At 53.6% G+C, this 16734-nt stretch carries 14 protein-coding genes and 2 CRISPR repeat arrays (1 of these 16 running past the window's edge); of the genes, 11 read left to right on the forward strand and 3 right to left on the reverse strand.

Annotated features, from left to right (window positions below; genetic code table 11):
• Positions 1-88: 88 nt before the first annotated feature.
• The 3 genes from speD to ETA_RS05260 form a co-directional block, all read right to left on the reverse strand.
• Positions 89-892 carry an adenosylmethionine decarboxylase gene (speD, locus tag ETA_RS05250; protein WP_012440578.1) on the reverse strand — a complete coding sequence of 268 codons (804 nt, stop codon included), beginning with the start codon at positions 890-892 and terminating at the stop codon, positions 89-91.
• A gap of 21 nt (positions 893-913) precedes the next feature.
• Positions 914-1771, reverse strand: coding sequence for a polyamine aminopropyltransferase (speE, locus tag ETA_RS05255; protein WP_012440579.1), 858 nt, complete (start codon positions 1769-1771; stop codon positions 914-916).
• 96 nt (positions 1772-1867) lie between these two features.
• Positions 1868-2215: a YacC family pilotin-like protein gene (locus ETA_RS05260; RefSeq protein WP_012440580.1), complete on the reverse strand. Its 348-nt coding sequence runs from the start codon at positions 2213-2215 to the stop codon at positions 1868-1870.
• 170 nt (positions 2216-2385) lie between these two features.
• Between ETA_RS05260 and cueO the strand changes: the two genes are divergently transcribed.
• From cueO to cas6f, 11 genes are all read left to right on the forward strand, one after another.
• Positions 2386-4014, forward strand: coding sequence for a multicopper oxidase CueO (gene cueO, locus ETA_RS05265; protein ID WP_012440581.1), 1629 nt, complete (start codon positions 2386-2388; stop codon positions 4012-4014).
• A 186-nt stretch (positions 4015-4200) separates the two neighbouring features.
• Positions 4201-5250: direct repeats of the CRISPR family, unit length 28 nt; unit sequence GTTCACTGCCGCACAGGCAGCTTAGAAA.
• A gap of 124 nt (positions 5251-5374) precedes the next feature.
• The gene (locus ETA_RS19125; protein WP_012440585.1) at positions 5375-5905 is read left to right on the forward strand and encodes a DUF2778 domain-containing protein; all 531 of its coding nucleotides are present in this window, start codon (positions 5375-5377) and stop codon (positions 5903-5905) included.
• Positions 5871-6146, forward strand: coding sequence for a hypothetical protein (locus tag ETA_RS05270; protein WP_042958685.1), 276 nt, complete (start codon positions 5871-5873; stop codon positions 6144-6146). Before ETA_RS19125 ends, ETA_RS05270 begins: the two co-directional genes overlap by 35 nt.
• 559 nt (positions 6147-6705) lie before the next feature.
• Positions 6706-7683, forward strand: coding sequence for a type I-F CRISPR-associated endonuclease Cas1f (cas1f, locus tag ETA_RS05275; RefSeq protein ID WP_012440586.1), 978 nt, complete (start codon positions 6706-6708; stop codon positions 7681-7683).
• Positions 7680-10973 (forward strand): type I-F CRISPR-associated helicase Cas3f, encoded by a 3294-nt coding sequence (cas3f, locus tag ETA_RS05280; protein WP_012440587.1) that lies wholly within the window; start codon positions 7680-7682, stop codon positions 10971-10973. Before cas1f ends, cas3f begins: the two co-directional genes overlap by 4 nt.
• A gap of 77 nt (positions 10974-11050) precedes the next feature.
• Positions 11051-11329 (forward strand): BrnT family toxin, encoded by a 279-nt coding sequence (locus ETA_RS05285; RefSeq protein WP_012440588.1) that lies wholly within the window; start codon positions 11051-11053, stop codon positions 11327-11329.
• On the forward strand, positions 11316-11612 hold the full coding sequence (locus ETA_RS05290) for a BrnA antitoxin family protein (protein WP_012440589.1): 297 nt from the start codon (positions 11316-11318) through the stop codon (positions 11610-11612). The genes ETA_RS05285 and ETA_RS05290 overlap by 14 nt, the downstream gene beginning before the upstream one ends.
• A gap of 443 nt (positions 11613-12055) precedes the next feature.
• Positions 12056-13399 carry a type I-F CRISPR-associated protein Csy1 gene (csy1, locus tag ETA_RS05295; RefSeq protein ID WP_012440590.1) on the forward strand — a complete coding sequence of 448 codons (1344 nt, stop codon included), beginning with the start codon at positions 12056-12058 and terminating at the stop codon, positions 13397-13399.
• The gene (csy2, locus tag ETA_RS05300) at positions 13396-14337 is read left to right on the forward strand and encodes a type I-F CRISPR-associated protein Csy2 (protein WP_012440591.1); all 942 of its coding nucleotides are present in this window, start codon (positions 13396-13398) and stop codon (positions 14335-14337) included. Before csy1 ends, csy2 begins: the two co-directional genes overlap by 4 nt.
• 23 nt (positions 14338-14360) lie before the next feature.
• The gene (gene csy3 / locus ETA_RS05305) at positions 14361-15365 is read left to right on the forward strand and encodes a type I-F CRISPR-associated protein Csy3 (protein ID WP_012440592.1); all 1005 of its coding nucleotides are present in this window, start codon (positions 14361-14363) and stop codon (positions 15363-15365) included.
• 8 nt (positions 15366-15373) lie between these two features.
• On the forward strand, positions 15374-15928 hold the full coding sequence (gene cas6f / locus ETA_RS05310; RefSeq protein ID WP_012440593.1) for a type I-F CRISPR-associated endoribonuclease Cas6/Csy4: 555 nt from the start codon (positions 15374-15376) through the stop codon (positions 15926-15928).
• A gap of 128 nt (positions 15929-16056) precedes the next feature.
• Positions 16057-16734: a CRISPR direct-repeat array (repeat unit 28 nt; unit sequence GTTCACTGCCGTACAGGCAGCTTAGAAG); it runs 730 nt beyond the window's last position.

Genomic DNA, 16734 nt, shown 5'->3' on the forward strand with positions numbered 1-16734 from the left:
GAGCGATTGTCTGCCGGCGCTGCCGGAACGGGCTGATATCAAAAGCGGCCTTGCGGCCGCCTGGTCGTAGCAATATGCTGCGGCGAGACTATCCGATGGCCGGTATATTCCGACCGTAATAAATCTCGCGCATCTCTTTCCATAACAGATCGGTAATGCGTTTATGTTCCTGTGCGCTGAGATCTTCCGGTTTGGTATTAAACAGGTAATGTTTAAGATCAAACTCTTTCAGCAGCATTTTGGTGTGGAACATATTCTCCTGGTACACGTTCACATCCATCATGTCATACATTGACTTCATATCTTCCGACATAAAGTTCTGAATCGAATTGATTTCATGATCGATAAAATGCTTAACGCCGTTCACATCACGGGTAAAGCCGCGCACGCGATAGTCGATCGTAACAATGTCAGATTCGAGCTGGTGTATTAAGTAGTTCAACGCCTTTAACGGCGAAATCACACCACAGGTGGACACTTCGATATCAGCACGGAACGTACAAAGACCGCCCTCGGGGTGGCTCTCCGGGTAGGTATGCACGCAGATATGGCTTTTATCCAAGTGGGCAACAACCGAGTTCGGCAGCGGGCCTGGATGCTCTGAAGTATCGATATCACGGGGGTCAATGGGTTCTTCACTGACCAAAATGGTGACGCTGGCACCCTGTGGTTCATAATCCTGACGCGCAATATTCAGCACGTTGGCACCGATAATTGAGCAGGTTTCACTCAGGATTTCGGTCAGGCGGTTCGCATTGTACTGCTCATCAATATAGGCAATATATCCGTCGCGCTCAGCTTCTGTGTTCGCGTAGCAGATATCGTAGATACAAAAGCTCAGGCTTTTGGTCAGGTTGTTGAAGCCATGTAATTTCAGCTTTTGCAATTTCATTCACCCCCTTAAAATGCCCGGCTAGTCTGCCAGCGCATTTAACAAATATTGCGGCAGGGCAAAGCTGCCGGTATGGATTGCCGGATTGTAATAACGGCAGTTCAGGCCTGCTTCAGAGAAGCGCGCGGTCAGTGTGGCCATATCCAGCTGGCGCAGCGCCGGGTTATCGCTTGCCCAGGCGAAGGTCATGATACCGCCGTAGTAGGTCGGGATCGCGGCCTGATAGAAACTGACATCACCAAAGTAGTGGCTCAGTTTACGATGGCTGTTGACCGCCTCATCCTGCTGTAGGAAACACACGCCGTTTTGTGCCACAAAAATGCCGTCCTGATTCAGACAGCGGCGGCATCCCTGATAAAACTCCGAAGTAAAGAGACTTTCTCCTGGCCCGATCGGATCGGTACAGTCAGAAATGATCACATCAAATTTATCACTGGTTTGATTAACGAAGTTTACACCATCGTCAATAACCAGCTTGAAACGCGCATCGTCATACGCTCCGGCGTTATGATTCGGCAGGTACTGACGGCAAAAGGTCACCACACCGGCATCGATTTCAACCATCGTTATCTGTTCGATGTTTTTATGGCGACACACTTCACGCAGCATTGCGCCATCGCCGCCACCGATAATCAGCACGCGCTTTGGTGCACCGTGTGCCAGCAGGGGAACGTGGGTCATCATCTCATGATAGATAAATTCATCGCGTTCGGTGGTTTGCACCACGCCGTCCAGCGCCATAACGCGGCCCAGGGCTGCATTTTCAAAAATAACCAGATCCTGATGATCGGTCTTTTCGCGGTAAATGATTTTGTCGACAGAAAAATACTGCCCGAATCCGGTATGAAGCGTTTCATACCACATTTCATTAGTCGCCATGGTGGGCATTCCTTTTCACGAAAATGGGCGCAGTATGATAGCTATTTATCGCCTTAGTTGCACGGCCTACCGCCCGGCGGGGGGATGAGGGGGAACTTACTTCACCCAGGCCAGCAAATTCAAAGAGTCGCGCGCCAACGATTTACATTTAGTATCGTTCGGAATGGCAATACCGCTGAGATCGCGATAGCTGTCCTCGCCCAGTGCTTTCATATTAAAACTGGTGTAATTGCTTAAGTCCCAGCGATTTTGCTCGGCAAAAAAGAGCAGGGCGCGGCGAATCTGGCTATCGGGAATGTTCTGATAGCCACAATCATTCTTTAAATAGACAAATACTGCGGTTAAATCTGCGAGGTCCTCTGCTTCCGGTTCGCCGATCGCAAAGCTGGAGCCGGAGCAGCCTAACAGCCCTAACAGTAAAAGAGCCTTGATGCTTTTCTTCATGATTAATCTCTTACGTCTGCCATGATCAGACGTTAGCACAGTTCACGTCCGGCACCAGCCCCTTTTACCGGAATCCTGCCATCACGGGATGTATTGCGCGCTTGACCTTCCCACAGGGGCAGGGTTTATGCTGATATTCATTAACGTCAGCATAAAAAAAGGAATGGATAATGCAACGTCGTGATTTTATTAAACTCACCGCCGCGCTGGGTGCCGCCAGCGCATTGCCAGGCTGGAGCCGCGCCTTGACCGCCGCAGAGCAGCGCCCGCTATTGCCGATCCCCACCTTACTGACCCCCGATGCGCGCAGTGAAATTAGTCTGACAGCCCAGGCAGGCAGCAGCAGCTGGCGCGGCAGTCGGGTCTCCACCTGGGGCTATAACGGTCCTCTGCTGGGTCCCGCTATCCAGCTGGAACGCGGCAAAGAGGTCAATATCACCGTCTATAACCGCCTGCCAGAAGCCACTACGGTACACTGGCACGGCCTTGAGCTGCCGGGAAATGTCGACGGCGGTCCGCAGGCGCGCATTGAGCCAAATCGCAGCCGCCGCGTCACTTTTACTCCCGACCAGCCCGCGGCAACCTGCTGGTTCCATCCACACCAGCATGGCCGCACCGGTTATCAGGTGGCGCAGGGGCTGGTCGGGCTGGTCTTGGTTAATGACCCGGAGAGCGGCAAGCTGCTGTTGCCAAAACGGTGGGGCATCGACGATATCCCAGTGATCCTCCAGGATAAGCGCCTGAGCGCCGACGGCAGCCGCATCGATTATCAGCTGGATATGATGAGCGCGGCGGTGGGCTGGTTTGGCGATACCATGTTGACGAACGGGGCGATTTATCCGCAGCACGGCGTACCGCGCGGCTGGCTGCGTTTGCGCCTGCTGAATGGCTGCAATGCGCGTGCGCTAAACCTGGCGACCAGCGACAAACGCCCGATGTATGTGATTGCCAGCGATGGCGGCCTGCTGGGCGAGCCGGTGCAGGTCAGCGAGCTGCCGATGATGCCGGGTGAACGTTATGAAGTGCTGATCGATACTGCTGACGGTAAAGCGTTTGACCTGCAAACCCTGCCGGTACGCCAAATGGGCATGACGCTGGAACCGTTTAACCAGCCGCTGCCGGTACTGTCGCTCGTGCCCCTGCTGGTACAGGCCAGCGGCACGCTGCCGGATAAACTGGTCGACCTGCCCGCCGTTCCATCATCACAGGGGCTGAACACCCGCTGGCTACAGCTGATGATGGACCCGGAGCTGGATCGACGCGGTATGCAGGCGTTAATGGATAAATACGGCCATGCTTCGATGGCAGGCATGAGTATGGAGGCGCACGGCGGCGATAAAAAAGCCGGCGCGCATCACGACGAAATGCCGGAGATGGATCACGGAGGGATGGCAGGGATGGCAGGGATGGCAGGGATGGATCATGGCCATTCTGCGGCGAAGAAAGCGTATGACTTCCATAATGGCAATCAGATCAACGGCGTGGCGTTTAACATGGATAAACCATCGTTTGAGGTCAGGCAGGGTGTTTATGAGAAATGGACGATTTCGGGCGAAGGCGACGAGATGCTGCATCCCTTCCATATTCACGGCACCCAGTTCCGCATTCTGACGGAGAACGGTAAGCCTGTGGCCGCACACCGCAGCGGCTGGAAAGATACGGTACGCGTCGAGGGCGGGCGCAGTGAAGTTTTGGTGCGTTTTGATCACCAGGCCGACAAAGCCAGTGCCTATATGGCGCACTGCCATCTGCTGGAACATGAAGATACCGGGATGATGCTGGGCTTTACCGTGGCGTGATAAAAGTGGATGACTGCCCGCATGCGAACTGCCGTGGCAGGGTTAACGCCCTGCGCACCCTTTTTTTTCGTCCGTATTTAACATATTGATTTATATAGTGAGATTGTCAGGGCGAAAAAAAAGGGTTTAACACGATAAAATGGGAAAAAGTGAATGCGGTAAGCTAGTTAGCGCTGTAGAGTAACGGTTCACTGCCGCACAGGCAGCTTAGAAAATCAGAACCCCGTTCACAATTGCGTGTTTCAGGTTCACTGCCGCACAGGCAGCTTAGAAAACTGGTTCGCTGCACGGGTCAAACTCAATTTCGTTCACTGCCGCACAGGCAGCTTAGAAAATCAGAACCCCGTTCACAATTGCGTGTTTCAGGTTCACTGCCGCACAGGCAGCTTAGAAATCAAGAAAATCAAATGGCCGGACAAGGTAAAGGTTCACTGCCGCACAGGCAGCTTAGAAACAGATGACCAGCTAATAAGCCTCTCATCATCAGTTCACTGCCGCACAGGCAGCTTAGAAAAGTTTTTGGTTTGGTCGCCATATAGAATTATTGTTCACTGCCGCACAGGCAGCTTAGAAATTAACCCCGGCACCAATACCGATAGAGTCATAGTTCACTGCCGCACAGGCAGCTTAGAAAAAAACGTGTTCATGAATCTCGGAACGGCTAGTGTTCACTGCCGCACAGGCAGCTTAGAAATGTTTAGCGGTATCTCCGCATAGCGCATGGAAGTTCACTGCCGCACAGGCAGCTTAGAAATTGCCGGGTAAGGCAAGGCAATGGCTAAAAGAGTTCACTGCCGCACAGGCAGCTTAGAAACATCGTGGACGCCGCCCAGAGCATCACCAGCTGTTCACTGCCGCACAGGCAGCTTAGAAACATCAACCTGATGGACTCCATGCTGCCCAAAACGTTCACTGCCGCACAGGCAGCTTAGAAAAGTAGGGCGGGATAGTGCCGCATTTAATAGCCGTTCACTGCCGCACAGGCAGCTTAGAAATTACCCGATGCTTCAATGAATCCAGACGTACCGTTCACTGCCGCACAGGCAGCTTAGAAAAGTTTGCGATTAGCCAAATCATGTCAGCAATAAGTTCACTGCCGCACAGGCAGCTTAGAAAAGACGCTGAACGAGCTTATTAACGTCTTAGAGGTTCACTGCCGCACAGGCAGCTTAGAAAAAAGACGGCACGTTTTTCACCAAAGACGATTTGTTCACTGCCGTACAGGCAGCCCAGAAATTTCGACATGGTCACCGGGGATCCGCTCTACACACTAATGAATTGCTCTACCAACAGATTAGATTATCTGTTGATTTCTGGTTATCATAACCCTCTCTGTACATGGAGTTTAGGACTACATAACATGGCCTTACATGGCTCGTTCGTTCTTAATGGGGCTGATTACTCTCCGCTTAGCTTTCCGGGAGTCGGAACGTTTATGGCGTTTTCCGGGAGTGGTGACAACAGGAACCGTGCCGGTTGTGCTCATATACCGACTGTAGGGCCTCTCCCGACAGGTAAATACTGGATTGTCGACCGATCCCAGGGTGGATTGCTCTCACAGAGCCTGTCTGCATCAAAAGATCTATTTAATAAGGTATTCCGCGATGCGCAGTTTGGCCATTCTGACTGGTTTGCTCTATGGCGAGATGATATGAGCATTGATGACTGGACGTGGATAAACAGCGTCAGGCGTGGGAATTTTCGTCTACATCCAGGAACAATATCGGAAGGCTGCGTAACGCTTTATCGAAATTCTGATTTTGCTCTGCTCCGAAACATGCTGCTCCGGACGCCGTTGGTCGATGTTCCCTGCATGAGAAATCTGAAAGCCCGTGGTTCTATTGAGGTATCAAGTCATGCGTATGGCGACACCTGCCCGACGACTCGCTAAGACAGTTATGTTCATTGCACTATTTTGTCTGTTTGCCAGGCTAATAGATTCATCACAATTTATCGGCCTTGCCACGGCCAACGCTTTTGCCGCATGGTTGCACGGCAGTGCCAGTCAGGAAAACTACGATGACCTGTGGTTCTTTGTTGATGTGACCCTTTCTGTGCTGTCTGCTGTTGTGGCATATCACATGGTGATGTTGTTGGGACGTAAATTGCGCGCGTCGTCGGGGCATAAATAAATTAACGGTGATGGTGATAATGACAGGCAGCACGACAGACCATCACTCCTGCGATGCTTGTTTTGTCTGTGTATCATCAAGGAGCACTTGCTACGCTCGCCCTTGACGATACCCGATGAGGGATCAGCAGAGCGGCGTTTCTGTTGTGGCAAAGCCGCGGGATTTTACCGGAATGACGTCTGGCTCCTGGCTCAACTACCGCCAGAGCGCCCGTAGATTCAAACCCGCTGCTCCAATTGTTAGAAGATGGATTATTTAGCCCATAGCCATTTAAATTATTTAAAATAATAAAAAAATATCCACTGGCTCTAAGAACAGAACCGGTGTAGCCTTTTGCCCGTAAGGAAATTTCACTGCTGAACAAGCAGCTTAGAAAATAGCGATATATATTATTGGTAGTTACTGGGTTTCTACTGCCGTACAGGCAGCTATAAATAGGCTCGCAAATATTCCTACCGCCAGCGGTCGCTTTAAAACCGTGTCTGGCGATAAGCTAAAACGTATTTAATTCTCCAGAAAATACCAGCAAGAAACTAGCCACTCCACAAGGGATCTCCATATGGAAATGATTAAGCCCTCCGATTTAAAAACTATTCTCCATTCAAAACGTAGCAATATTTATTATTTGCAATACTGCCGGGTGCTGGTGAACGGCGGCCGGGTGGAATATGTCACTGACGAAGGTAAGCAGTCTCTGTACTGGAATATTCCCATCGCAAATACCACGGTAGTGATGCTGGGTACCGGTACATCGATAACCCAGGCGGCGATGCGCGAGTTTGCCCGCGCCGGGGTCCTGGTCGGGTTTTGCGGCGGCGGTGGAACTCCGCTGTACGCGGCCAATGAAGTTGAGGTCGATGTCTCCTGGCTCAATTCACAAAGCGAATACCGTCCTACTGAATATCTTCAGCACTGGGTCAGCTTCTGGTTTGATGAGCAGAAGCGGCTTAGCGCCGCCATCGCCTTTCAGCGTGTGCGCATCAGTCAGATCCGCCAGGCATGGCTGGGTAGTAAAATGATGCGTGAACATAAATTTGCCATCAGCGAGCCTCATTTGACCGGGATCCTCGACCGATTCGAGCAAGGTCTGGCGCGCTGTGATAACAATACCGATCTTCTGGCACTTGAAGCGGTAATGACTAAAGCGCTGTATAAACTGGCGGCACAGGCGGTGAGCTACGGCGATTTTGTCCGTGCCAAACGCGGTGGCGGCATTGATGCGGCCAACCGTTTTCTCGATCATGGCAATTATCTTGCCTATGGCCTGGCGGCGGTGGCCTGCTGGGTGATTGGATTACCACACGGGCTGGCGGTGCTGCATGGTAAAACCCGCCGCGGTGGGCTGGTGTTTGACGTGGCCGATCTGATTAAGGACGCGTTGATTTTGCCACAGGCTTTTCTTGCCGCGATGGCCGGAGAAGGGGAGCAGGAGTTCCGTCAGCGTTGCCTGTCCAGCCTGCAAAATGCTGAAGCGTTAGATACCATGATCGCCGCGCTGGAAGCCACCGCCCGAGAACATAGCCAGGTGGGAAAATGAATGTTTTATTGATTGCCCAGTGTAATAAACGTGCTCTGGAAGAGAGCCGCCGTATCCTCGATCAGTTTGCCGAACGTAAAGGCGACCGCAGTTGGCAGACGGCAATCACGCAACAGGGGTTGCTAACCTTGCGTAAGCTGCTGCGCAAAACCGCGCGGCGCAATACCGCCGTGGCCTGCCACCAGATAAAAAGCAACGGACAGAGTGAACTGCTGTGGATTGTTGGTAATCTGCGCCGTTTTAACGCGCAAGGCGCGGTGCCAACGCATACCACCTCGCGCGATGTGCTGAAAAGCGCCGATGAAAACAGCTGGCACAGCGTGGAGGCCGTCAGCCTGCTGGCCGCTATTGCCGGGCTGTTTCATGATTTCGGCAAGGCCAACAGCCTGTTTCAGCAGATGCTTGTCGGGAAAAAAGGGGTCAAACGTTCTCAGCCTTACCGCCATGAGTGGGTTTCGCTGCGGCTTTTCTGCGCCTGGGTTGCGGGGCGTGACGATCGGGTATGGATCGCCGCCCTTAGTCAGATAGAGCCACAGGATGAGCAGGCGATGCTGGCCGGGCTTGAGAAAGAGGGTCTGATGGACACCACAAATCCTTTTGCCCCCTTACCGCCGGTGGCACGCGTGGTGGCGTGGCTGATCCTCTCCCATCACCGTATGCCGGTTTACCCGAAAAAGAATGGTTCATCAGAGTCAGCGTCATATTTACCGCCTGACCTGGAACACTGCGATGGCTGGCTAACGGAGCAGTTGGATGCGCTATGGAACGCCGAAAATCATCATGATCAAGGCTGGACGCCAGCCGACTTCAAGGCCCAGTGGCAGTTCCCGCAGGGTACGCCGATGCGCAGCGGCCTCTGGTGCGGCAAAGCGCGTAAGATGGCCCAGCGCCTGCTGGCCCAGCCGGCATGGCTGGCACAAATCGATATCAATCAGCGTTTCAGTTGCCATATGGCGCGGCTGGCATTAATGCTGGCCGATCACGTCTACTCTGCCCAACCGGCCACGCCGGGCTGGCAGGACGCGGACTGTCTGCTGTATGCCAATACCGACCGCGACAGCGGCAGCCTGAAGCAGCGTCTGGATGAGCATAATATCGGCGTGGCGCAAAATGCCCTGCTGCTGGCGCGTAGCCTGCCGCATTTACGCAAAACCCTGCCAGCGATTACCCGCCATAAAGGATTTAAAAAACGCAGCACAGATGAGAGGTTCCGCTGGCAGGACAATGCCTGGCAGAAGACCTGCGAACTGCGCGATCGTGCATTTCAACAGGGTTTTTTCGGCATCAATATGGCGTCGACCGGCTGCGGTAAAACCTTTGCCAATGCGCGCATTATGTATGCGCTGTCCGATGAACAAAAAGGCTGTCGTTTTTCGGTGGCACTGGGGCTACGCACTCTAACGCTGCAAACCGGCGATGCGCTGCGGGAAAAACTGAATCTGGAACAGGACGATCTGGCGGTACTGGTAGGTTCACAGGCGGTGACCCAGCTACATCAGTTGGCTAAAGATAACCCGGTTTCGCACGACACGGGCAGTGAATCAGCAGAGGCATTGCCGGAGGAAAACCAGTACATCAGCTATGAAGGCAGCCTTGATGACGGGCGCTTAAGCCGCTGGTTACAGAAGAGCCCCCGGATAAATAAGCTGCTGAGCGCCCCGGTACTGGTCACCACCATCGATCATTTAATCGGCGCGACCGAAGGGCTGCGCGGCGGCAGGCAGATAGCGCCGATGCTGAGACTGTTAACCTCGGATCTGGTCCTCGACGAGCCGGACGATTTTGATATCGACGATCTGCCCGCGCTGTGTCGGCTGGTGAACTGGGCGGGTATGCTGGGTTCGCGCGTGCTGTTCTCCTCGGCAACCCTGCCGCCCGCGCTGGTGCTGGCGCTATTCAACGCTTACCGCAGCGGGCGCGAGATTTTCCAGCACGCCTGTGGCCTGCCCGTTGACGGCAATATTTGCTGCGCCTGGTTTGATGAAAATGCGGTGCTGACAGAGGAGCTGCGCCTGCCTCAGGCGTTTATGCAGCAGCATAAAGAGTTTGTTGCGAATCGGGTCAGCTGGCTGGCTAAACAGCCGGTACTGAGGCGTGGCTGGATAGCGCCGGTGGCTCCTCCCGCGCGGGATGAGGCGACGATTTACTCCCATATGGCGCAGGTCATTTTACAGTCGATGATGACGCTGCATCATGCTCACCATCAGCGCCATAAGGAGTTGCCCAAAACGATATCGGTAGGCGTGGTGCGCTTCGCCAATATCAATCCGCTGGTGGCCGTTGCTCAGCAGCTGCTGGCGACTGAGGCGGCGGAAGATACCCATATTCATTACTGCGTTTATCACAGCCGGCACCCGCTGGCGATGCGTTCGCATTTTGAACAGCGGCTGGATGCCACCTTAACTCGCCATCAGTCCGATGCGATCTGGCAGGTAGCGGAGATCGCCGCAGCGCTGGAGCAGCATCCGCAACAGCATCATCTGTTTGTGGTGTTGGCGACCTCGGTAGCGGAAGTGGGCCGCGATCACGACTACGACTGGGCGATTGCCGAACCCAGCTCAATGCGGTCGCTGATCCAGCTGGCGGGCAGGGTACAGCGCCATCGTCAGGAGGAAGCACAGAGCGAAAATATCCATATCTTGCAGCAGAATATTTGCTCATTAAAGGAGCGGGATAGCCAGAAACCGACCTACTGCAAGCCAGGGTTTGAGCAAAAAGGCTATATGCTGGCGAGTCGCGATTTACAGAAGATCCTCGACAAAGAGCAGTATCAGACCATCAGCGCGATTCCACGAATTCAGTCCCGGCAAAAAGTGGGTAAAGGTCCATTGTTTGCTAACCTGGCCGATCTGGAACACCGGCGACTGATGGTGGAGTTGCAGGGAAAGCAGAAAGAGCCGAATGAGTACTGTGCAGCCTTATGGTGGCGCGAACAGGCCAGCTGGTGTGGCGAAATGCAGCGGCGTAAGCCGTTTCGTCAGTCACCGCCTGAGGATATGCACTTTATGCTGATAGCCGAGGAGGGCGATCGGCCAGAAATCTGGCAGCCTGACGATGGCCCGTCCGGGCGCAAAAAGAGCATGGTGGCATATCCCGATCTGACGTTCGCCGCCGGCGTCAGCGCCTGGATTACCCCGGACTATCAGCAGGTCTGGCAGCAGCTGGCCGAGAGACTGACGATGGAGCTGGAGGAGGTCAGTCTGCGCTTTGGTGAAATCGTGCTGCGCACTAAGCCTGAGAGCAAAGAATGGCATTTTCATCCGCTATTAGGCGCGTTTCAGGCAGAGTAAATTGCCAGCCAGCGTGGCGGTACGCGCTGCCGGTCAAAGGGATTTTGATTTTATATTTTTTGTAGGTACATTAATCTATGGATATCTGCTACGATCCTGACAAGGATGTGAAAAACAGACGTAAGCACGGCTACTCACTCGCTGACAGCGCCCTGCTGGACTGGGATGAAATGGTCGTATATGAAGATAACCGGCAGCCTTTTGATGAAATCCGGTTGATTGGCTTAACCTATGGCCTTGCCAGGCTGGGTAACAGGATTTTTTCCGTCTGTTTTACCGAGCATGAAGAGGTTTACCGGATAATCAGTTTGCGCCTTGCCACCAGGAAGGAGATCCAGCGTTATGCCGAAACTTAAGCCGGGAACCGTCTTCCCCACTACAGAAGAAGACGCAAAAATTTACGCCGCCGTGGCGGATGATGAAGACAGCATGCTGTTGGAAGACCCGCAGCTGAAACTGACGCCGTTGAAAAAGCGCGGTCGTCCGCAAAAAGCACAGCCGAAGATTGCGGTAAGCGTGCGCTATACGCCGGAGGTGATCAGTGCGTTTAAAGCATCAGGCGCGGGCTGGCAAACGCGGATGGATGTGGCGCTACAGGACTGGTTAAAGACCCATCAGCCAACAGAAATAAAGCTCTGAAGAAAAGAGAACGGCATCCGTAAGGGTGCCGTTTTTTTATTAAAAAATCAATGGCATGCTGCCTGTTCGGCAGTAAATAAAAAATACTTTAAAATTATTTCTAAGCTGCTTGTTCAGCAGTGCTGGCAAGAGTACAGCATAACTTTTCCTGCTATCAAGATTTTTAACAATGCTGAGCTGGTATTTTCAGCCTGACTCCCTGAGCGTAAAAAATTCAGCGAACATTCTGGCAGTTGACCTCACGTTGGTGTATCTTTCCCCTTTACAATTAGGTGTTGGTTTGGGGGCGGGGTGATTAGAAATATACTTTGGGTCGTTATAGGTTTGGCTATCATCATACTGGCGTGTAATTCGCGAGTTGATTCTCTAAGTGTTAACGTTAACCTAAATATCATAAAGTTATAGCGATTTTGGAGTTTAATTCGCACATAAAAGGAGACCCTATGCTGCGAGAGACCTTAGCGTCTTTTATCACCAGCTATATTGCCGCCCGGAAAACGGCAAAGCTGGAGGCGTTTGATAAAGAGAGCGCGAAAAAACTGGCCGTGTTAGCGTCAGAGGATGAAATCAGCGTACTGCGCCAGCAGCTTCAGCAGCAGCGCGCGGAGCTGGAGCAAAAATACCAGCCGCAGGCCTGGCTGAGCGATGCAGCCAGCCGCGCCGGGCAGATCAAGCTGGTGACACACGCCGCAAAATTTACCCACAGCGATGTCCGCGGCAGCAGCATATTTAGCAGCGGCAGCGGTCAGCATGAAACGTATCTCTCCACCGCAACCCTGCAAAAACCGGCGCTGGATGCCGTTGGCAACGCTGCTGCCCTCGATATTGCCCGGCTGCTGCAAAGCGAGGTGGAAGGGGATTCATTAATTGCCAGCCTGCAACGCGGCGATTACTCCGCGCTGGAGTCGCTGACCGATAACCCGGAACTGTGCGCCAGCTGGATAAGCGGATTTAAGCAGGTGCTGGTTGACCGCCAGCCGGCCAGCCATAAGCTGGCTAAACAGATCTATTTTCCTATCGCCGATGGGCAGTATCATCTGCTCAGCCCGCTGTTTTCCTCATCCCTGGCGCATGCCCTGAACCAACGTATTACAGAGGCCAAATTTAGCGAGCAGGCCAAAACGGCGCGTGCCGCGCTGAAAGCGAAAAGCTGGCATGACGCGCCGGTAGTGGCTTATCCTGATACCGCCATCACCCAGTTTGGCGGCACCAAGCCGCAGAATATCTCCTATTTAAACAGCGTGCGCGGCGGAAAAGTCTGGCTATTACCCTGTGCGCCGCCGGTATGGCAAACCCTGAGCAAACCCCCTGCTAAGCATAAATCTATCTTTAACTCCTCCAACGACTTTTCCCGTCAGTCCTGGCCAGTTATTCAGCGAATGAGCCGCTTTTTACGGCGCGTAGAGCGGCTGGACAGCACGCTTGATATTCGCCAGCAGCGTCTGGCGATGACCGATGAGATTATCGATATCCTGTTTAACTATGTTGCCGGGATACAAAACCAGACGGAATCGATCGGATGGAGCGCACATCCGGACTGCGTACTGAAACGTTCGCAGCAGCTGTGGCTTGACCCCTGGCGCGGCGATAAGGAATTTCAGTTCGAGCGTGAGGGCGGTGACTGGAAAAGCGAAGTCGCACGCGATTTCGGCCACTGGCTGAGTCGTCATTTACACAGTGATAAGCTGAATATGGGCGAGACGGAACGCCGCCACTTCTCCACCGCTCCGCTGTTTAAGCAACGGCTGCGCGAGCTGGAAAAAGACCTTGCGGAGGATCTGCCATGAGCGCGCTGATTGTCCTACGCCATCTGCGGGTAGAAAACGCCAATGCCATTGCCGGTATAACCTGGGGCTTTCCGGCTATCACTCATTTCCTCGGTTTTACCCATGCCTTATCGCGCAAACTGCAACAGAGCCACAATATGACTCTGTCCGGCTGCGGCGTGATTTGCCATCAGCAGCAGGTCCACGCCTATACCTCAGGCCGCGACTACCAGTTTGCACTGACGCGTAATCCGTTGACCAAAGAAGCGAAAACCGCCGCCTTTAATGAAGAAGGGCGCATGCATATGACGGTTTCACTGTTGATGGAGTGTCATGGCAGCATTGCCGGTGGCGAACAGGGGGCAGCCGAGCTAAAGCAAACGCTGGCTAATCTGTGTCAGCGCTTACGCCTTGCTGGTGGTACGGTCATCTCGATCGGCCAGGTGCAGATAAGCGGCTGGCCGCAGGATGACGGCGAGACGCGCAAAATAATGCGCCGCCTGCTGCCCGGTTTCGCCCTACTGGATCGCTCCGCGCTGCTGGCGCAGCACCACGACCAGCAGCCGCAGCCGGAGATGCTGGATGCCTGGCTCGATTTTGCCGCCTTAAAGATGCAGGCGGATGACGGGGCAACGCCAGCGGACGGCAATGTGCAGTGGCAATACCAGCCGAAACCTGGTGCAGGCTATCTGGTGCCGCTGATGACCGGCTACCGCGCTATCTCGCCGCTCTATCCGCCGGGAGAGGTGGCCAACAGCCGCGATACGGAAACGCCGTTTTGTTTTACCGAGGCCGTGTACGGCGTGGGCGAATGGCGCGGGCTGCACCGCATAGATGATCTACGCCATCTGTTCTGGCGTTATCACCATCAGGACGACTATTACCTGTGCCGTGGTGAAGAAACAGCGTGCGATCAGGATTATCCTGACGATGCAGATGATGACATCAACTACAACTAATTTGACCTTATAAGGAAATAATCATGGCTAAATCAGCTATTAAAACCGCCTCCGTGCTGGCCTTCGAGCGCAAGTTATCTAACTCTGATGCCATTATGCTGGCCGGAAAATGGCAGGATAAGCAAAACTGGACGCCGATAAAAATTCAGGAGAAAGCGGTGCGCGGCACCATCTCCAACCGCCTGAAAAATGCCATCGCCAGCGATCCGCAAAAACTGGATGCTGAGATCCAAAAACCGAATTTGCAGCGTGTTGATGTGGCCGCGCTGCCTTATAACTGCGACAGCTTAAAAGTCTGCTTTACTCTACGGGTGCTGGGCGGTCTTGCCACACCGGCGGTATGTAACGACAGGGCATACCAGGCGGCGCTGGCGGCGGTGATTGACGGCTATATTGCCCGCCATGGCTTCAGCACGCTGGCCGCGCGCTATGCCGAAAACATCGCTAACGGGCGCTTCCTGTGGCGTAACCGTCTGGGTGCCGGGCGTGTTGCGGTGCAGGTGACCAGCGGCGAAAAACGCTGGCAGTTTGACGGCCATAACTACAGTCTGCGGGCATTCAGCCAGCCGCAGGGCGATTTACTGGAGCTGGCGCAGGCGATTGAACAGGGGCTGAGCGGTGACAGTTTTGCGCTGTTTAACGTTGAGGCCCAGGTCTATCTCGGTAACGGCCAGGAGGTCTTTCCTTCACAGGAGCTGGTGCTGGATAGCAACAGTAAAAAAAGCAAGCTGCTCTACCAGATTGACGACACGGCGGCCATTCATTCGCAGAAAATTGGCAATGCGCTGCGCACCATTGATAGCTGGTATCCGGACGCGGATGAACTGGATGTAGGGCCGATCTCCGTTGAACCTTACGGTTCGGTGACCAGCCGGGGGATCGCCTATCGTCAGCCCATCAAGAAAATGGATTTTTATACCCTGCTGGATAACTGGGTGACCAAAGATAAACAACCGGATCTGGAGCAGCAGCACTACGTGATGGCGATATTGATCCGTGGTGGTGTATTCGGTGAGAAAAGCGAGTAGGGGGCTTTATGGATCGCTATCAGGATATTCGCGTGCGGGTGGATGCGGAGATGACTGCACCGGTGCTGCTGGCACAGGTGTTTATGCGTCTGCATCAGGTGCTGATGCGGGCGGCGAATGGCCGTATCGGTATCAGCTTCCCCGATGTCAAGCTGACCTTGGGCGACCGTATCCGGCTGCACGGCACGCTGGATGACTTAAGCTCACTACAGCAAAGCGGCTGGGATAAGGGCCTGACGGATTATATCGCCTGTTCCGCCATTGACCCTGTTCCGCCGGGGGCGGCGTGGCGCACCGTCAGGCGCGTCCAGGTGAAAAGTAGCGCTGAACGCCTGCGCCGACGTTCGGTGAATAAGGGCTGGCTAAATGAAGCAGAGGCCGCAGAGCGTATTAACGTACTGAGCGAGCAGCGCAGTGATTTGCCGTATTTGCAGATAAAGAGTGGTTCTAATGGCCATGCCTGGCGGCTATTTATTGAACATGGCCCGCTTGTCTCTGTGCCCGTCAACGGCGGCTTTAGTTCCTATGGGTTAAGTGCCACTGCCACCGTGCCCTGGTTTTAACCCTTTTTTTTCCGCTAACGCTAACCTGTTGATTTTAGGTGGCGTTAGCGGGGCGTCTTAAAAAAGGGTTTTATGGCAAATTTGAGGTTTTTACTTGTTTTATAGCGGGTTAGTCTGTTTTATTAACAGTTCACTGCCGTACAGGCAGCTTAGAAGTTCAACAAGAAGCGCGATGAAGAAATTGCTGCGTTCACTGCCGTACAGGCAGCTTAGAAGGTATTGACTGAATCGGCAAATTCCCATCAGGTGTTCACTGCCGTACAGGCAGCTTAGAAGTTTGAAACTGGCGAGAGAGTCGGCGTGAAACAGTTCACTGCCGTACAGGCAGCTTAGAAGAACTCGTCTAGCCAACGCCGCCCGCCGCGCTCGTTCACTGCCGTACAGGCAGCTTAGAAGAACTATGAGGCACTCATTAATGTCTTTGTGCGGGTTCACTGCCGTACAGGCAGCTTAGAAGTGGCATCGCTGAAGCTGGGCCTGAATCATGACGTTCACTGCCGTACAGGCAGCTTAGAAGGGAGAAATGGAAAGCATTCATGACCATGAAACGTTCACTGCCGTACAGGCAGCTTAGAAGCTTCTGGGCCTGTCCAGTCAGTTTACGACCTAGTTCACTGCCGTACAGGCAGCTTAGAAGTGTTCGGTGCTGCGAATTCCAGTGTGGCTTATGTTCACTGCCGTACAGGCAGCTTAGAAGTCAGAACCCCGAATTGCTTCGTCGATATAGTCGTTCACTGCCGTACAGGCAGCTTAGAAGTGTTAAATGAACACCCAAGATTTTGCCTACGTGTTCACTGCCGTACAGG

Origin of the sequence: Erwinia tasmaniensis Et1/99, from assembly GCF_000026185.1 — a bacterium.
Classification (GTDB): domain Bacteria; phylum Pseudomonadota; class Gammaproteobacteria; order Enterobacterales; family Enterobacteriaceae; genus Erwinia; species Erwinia tasmaniensis.

What these genes read in the sequence shown, in the direction of transcription:
- ETA_RS05260 (WP_012440580.1), bottom strand. Translation starts at nt 2,215, where the DNA reads ATGAAGAAAAGCATCAAGGCTCTTTTACTGTTAGGGCTGTTAGGCTGC.
- speD (WP_012440578.1), bottom strand. Translation starts at nt 892, where the DNA reads ATGAAATTGCAAAAGCTGAAATTACATGGCTTCAACAACCTGACCAAA.
- csy2 (WP_012440591.1), top strand. Translation starts at nt 13,396, where the DNA reads ATGAGCGCGCTGATTGTCCTACGCCATCTGCGGGTAGAAAACGCCAAT.
- cas1f (WP_012440586.1), top strand. Translation starts at nt 6,706, where the DNA reads ATGGAAATGATTAAGCCCTCCGATTTAAAAACTATTCTCCATTCAAAA.
- ETA_RS05285 (WP_012440588.1), top strand. Translation starts at nt 11,051, where the DNA reads ATGGATATCTGCTACGATCCTGACAAGGATGTGAAAAACAGACGTAAG.
- ETA_RS19125 (WP_012440585.1), top strand. Translation starts at nt 5,375, where the DNA reads ATGGCCTTACATGGCTCGTTCGTTCTTAATGGGGCTGATTACTCTCCG.
- ETA_RS05270 (WP_042958685.1), top strand. Translation starts at nt 5,871, where the DNA reads ATGCGTATGGCGACACCTGCCCGACGACTCGCTAAGACAGTTATGTTC.
- speE (WP_012440579.1), bottom strand. Translation starts at nt 1,771, where the DNA reads ATGGCGACTAATGAAATGTGGTATGAAACGCTTCATACCGGATTCGGG.
- csy1 (WP_012440590.1), top strand. Translation starts at nt 12,056, where the DNA reads ATGCTGCGAGAGACCTTAGCGTCTTTTATCACCAGCTATATTGCCGCC.
- cas3f (WP_012440587.1), top strand. Translation starts at nt 7,680, where the DNA reads ATGAATGTTTTATTGATTGCCCAGTGTAATAAACGTGCTCTGGAAGAG.
- cueO (WP_012440581.1), top strand. Translation starts at nt 2,386, where the DNA reads ATGCAACGTCGTGATTTTATTAAACTCACCGCCGCGCTGGGTGCCGCC.
- csy3 (WP_012440592.1), top strand. Translation starts at nt 14,361, where the DNA reads ATGGCTAAATCAGCTATTAAAACCGCCTCCGTGCTGGCCTTCGAGCGC.
- ETA_RS05290 (WP_012440589.1), top strand. Translation starts at nt 11,316, where the DNA reads ATGCCGAAACTTAAGCCGGGAACCGTCTTCCCCACTACAGAAGAAGAC.
- cas6f (WP_012440593.1), top strand. Translation starts at nt 15,374, where the DNA reads ATGGATCGCTATCAGGATATTCGCGTGCGGGTGGATGCGGAGATGACT.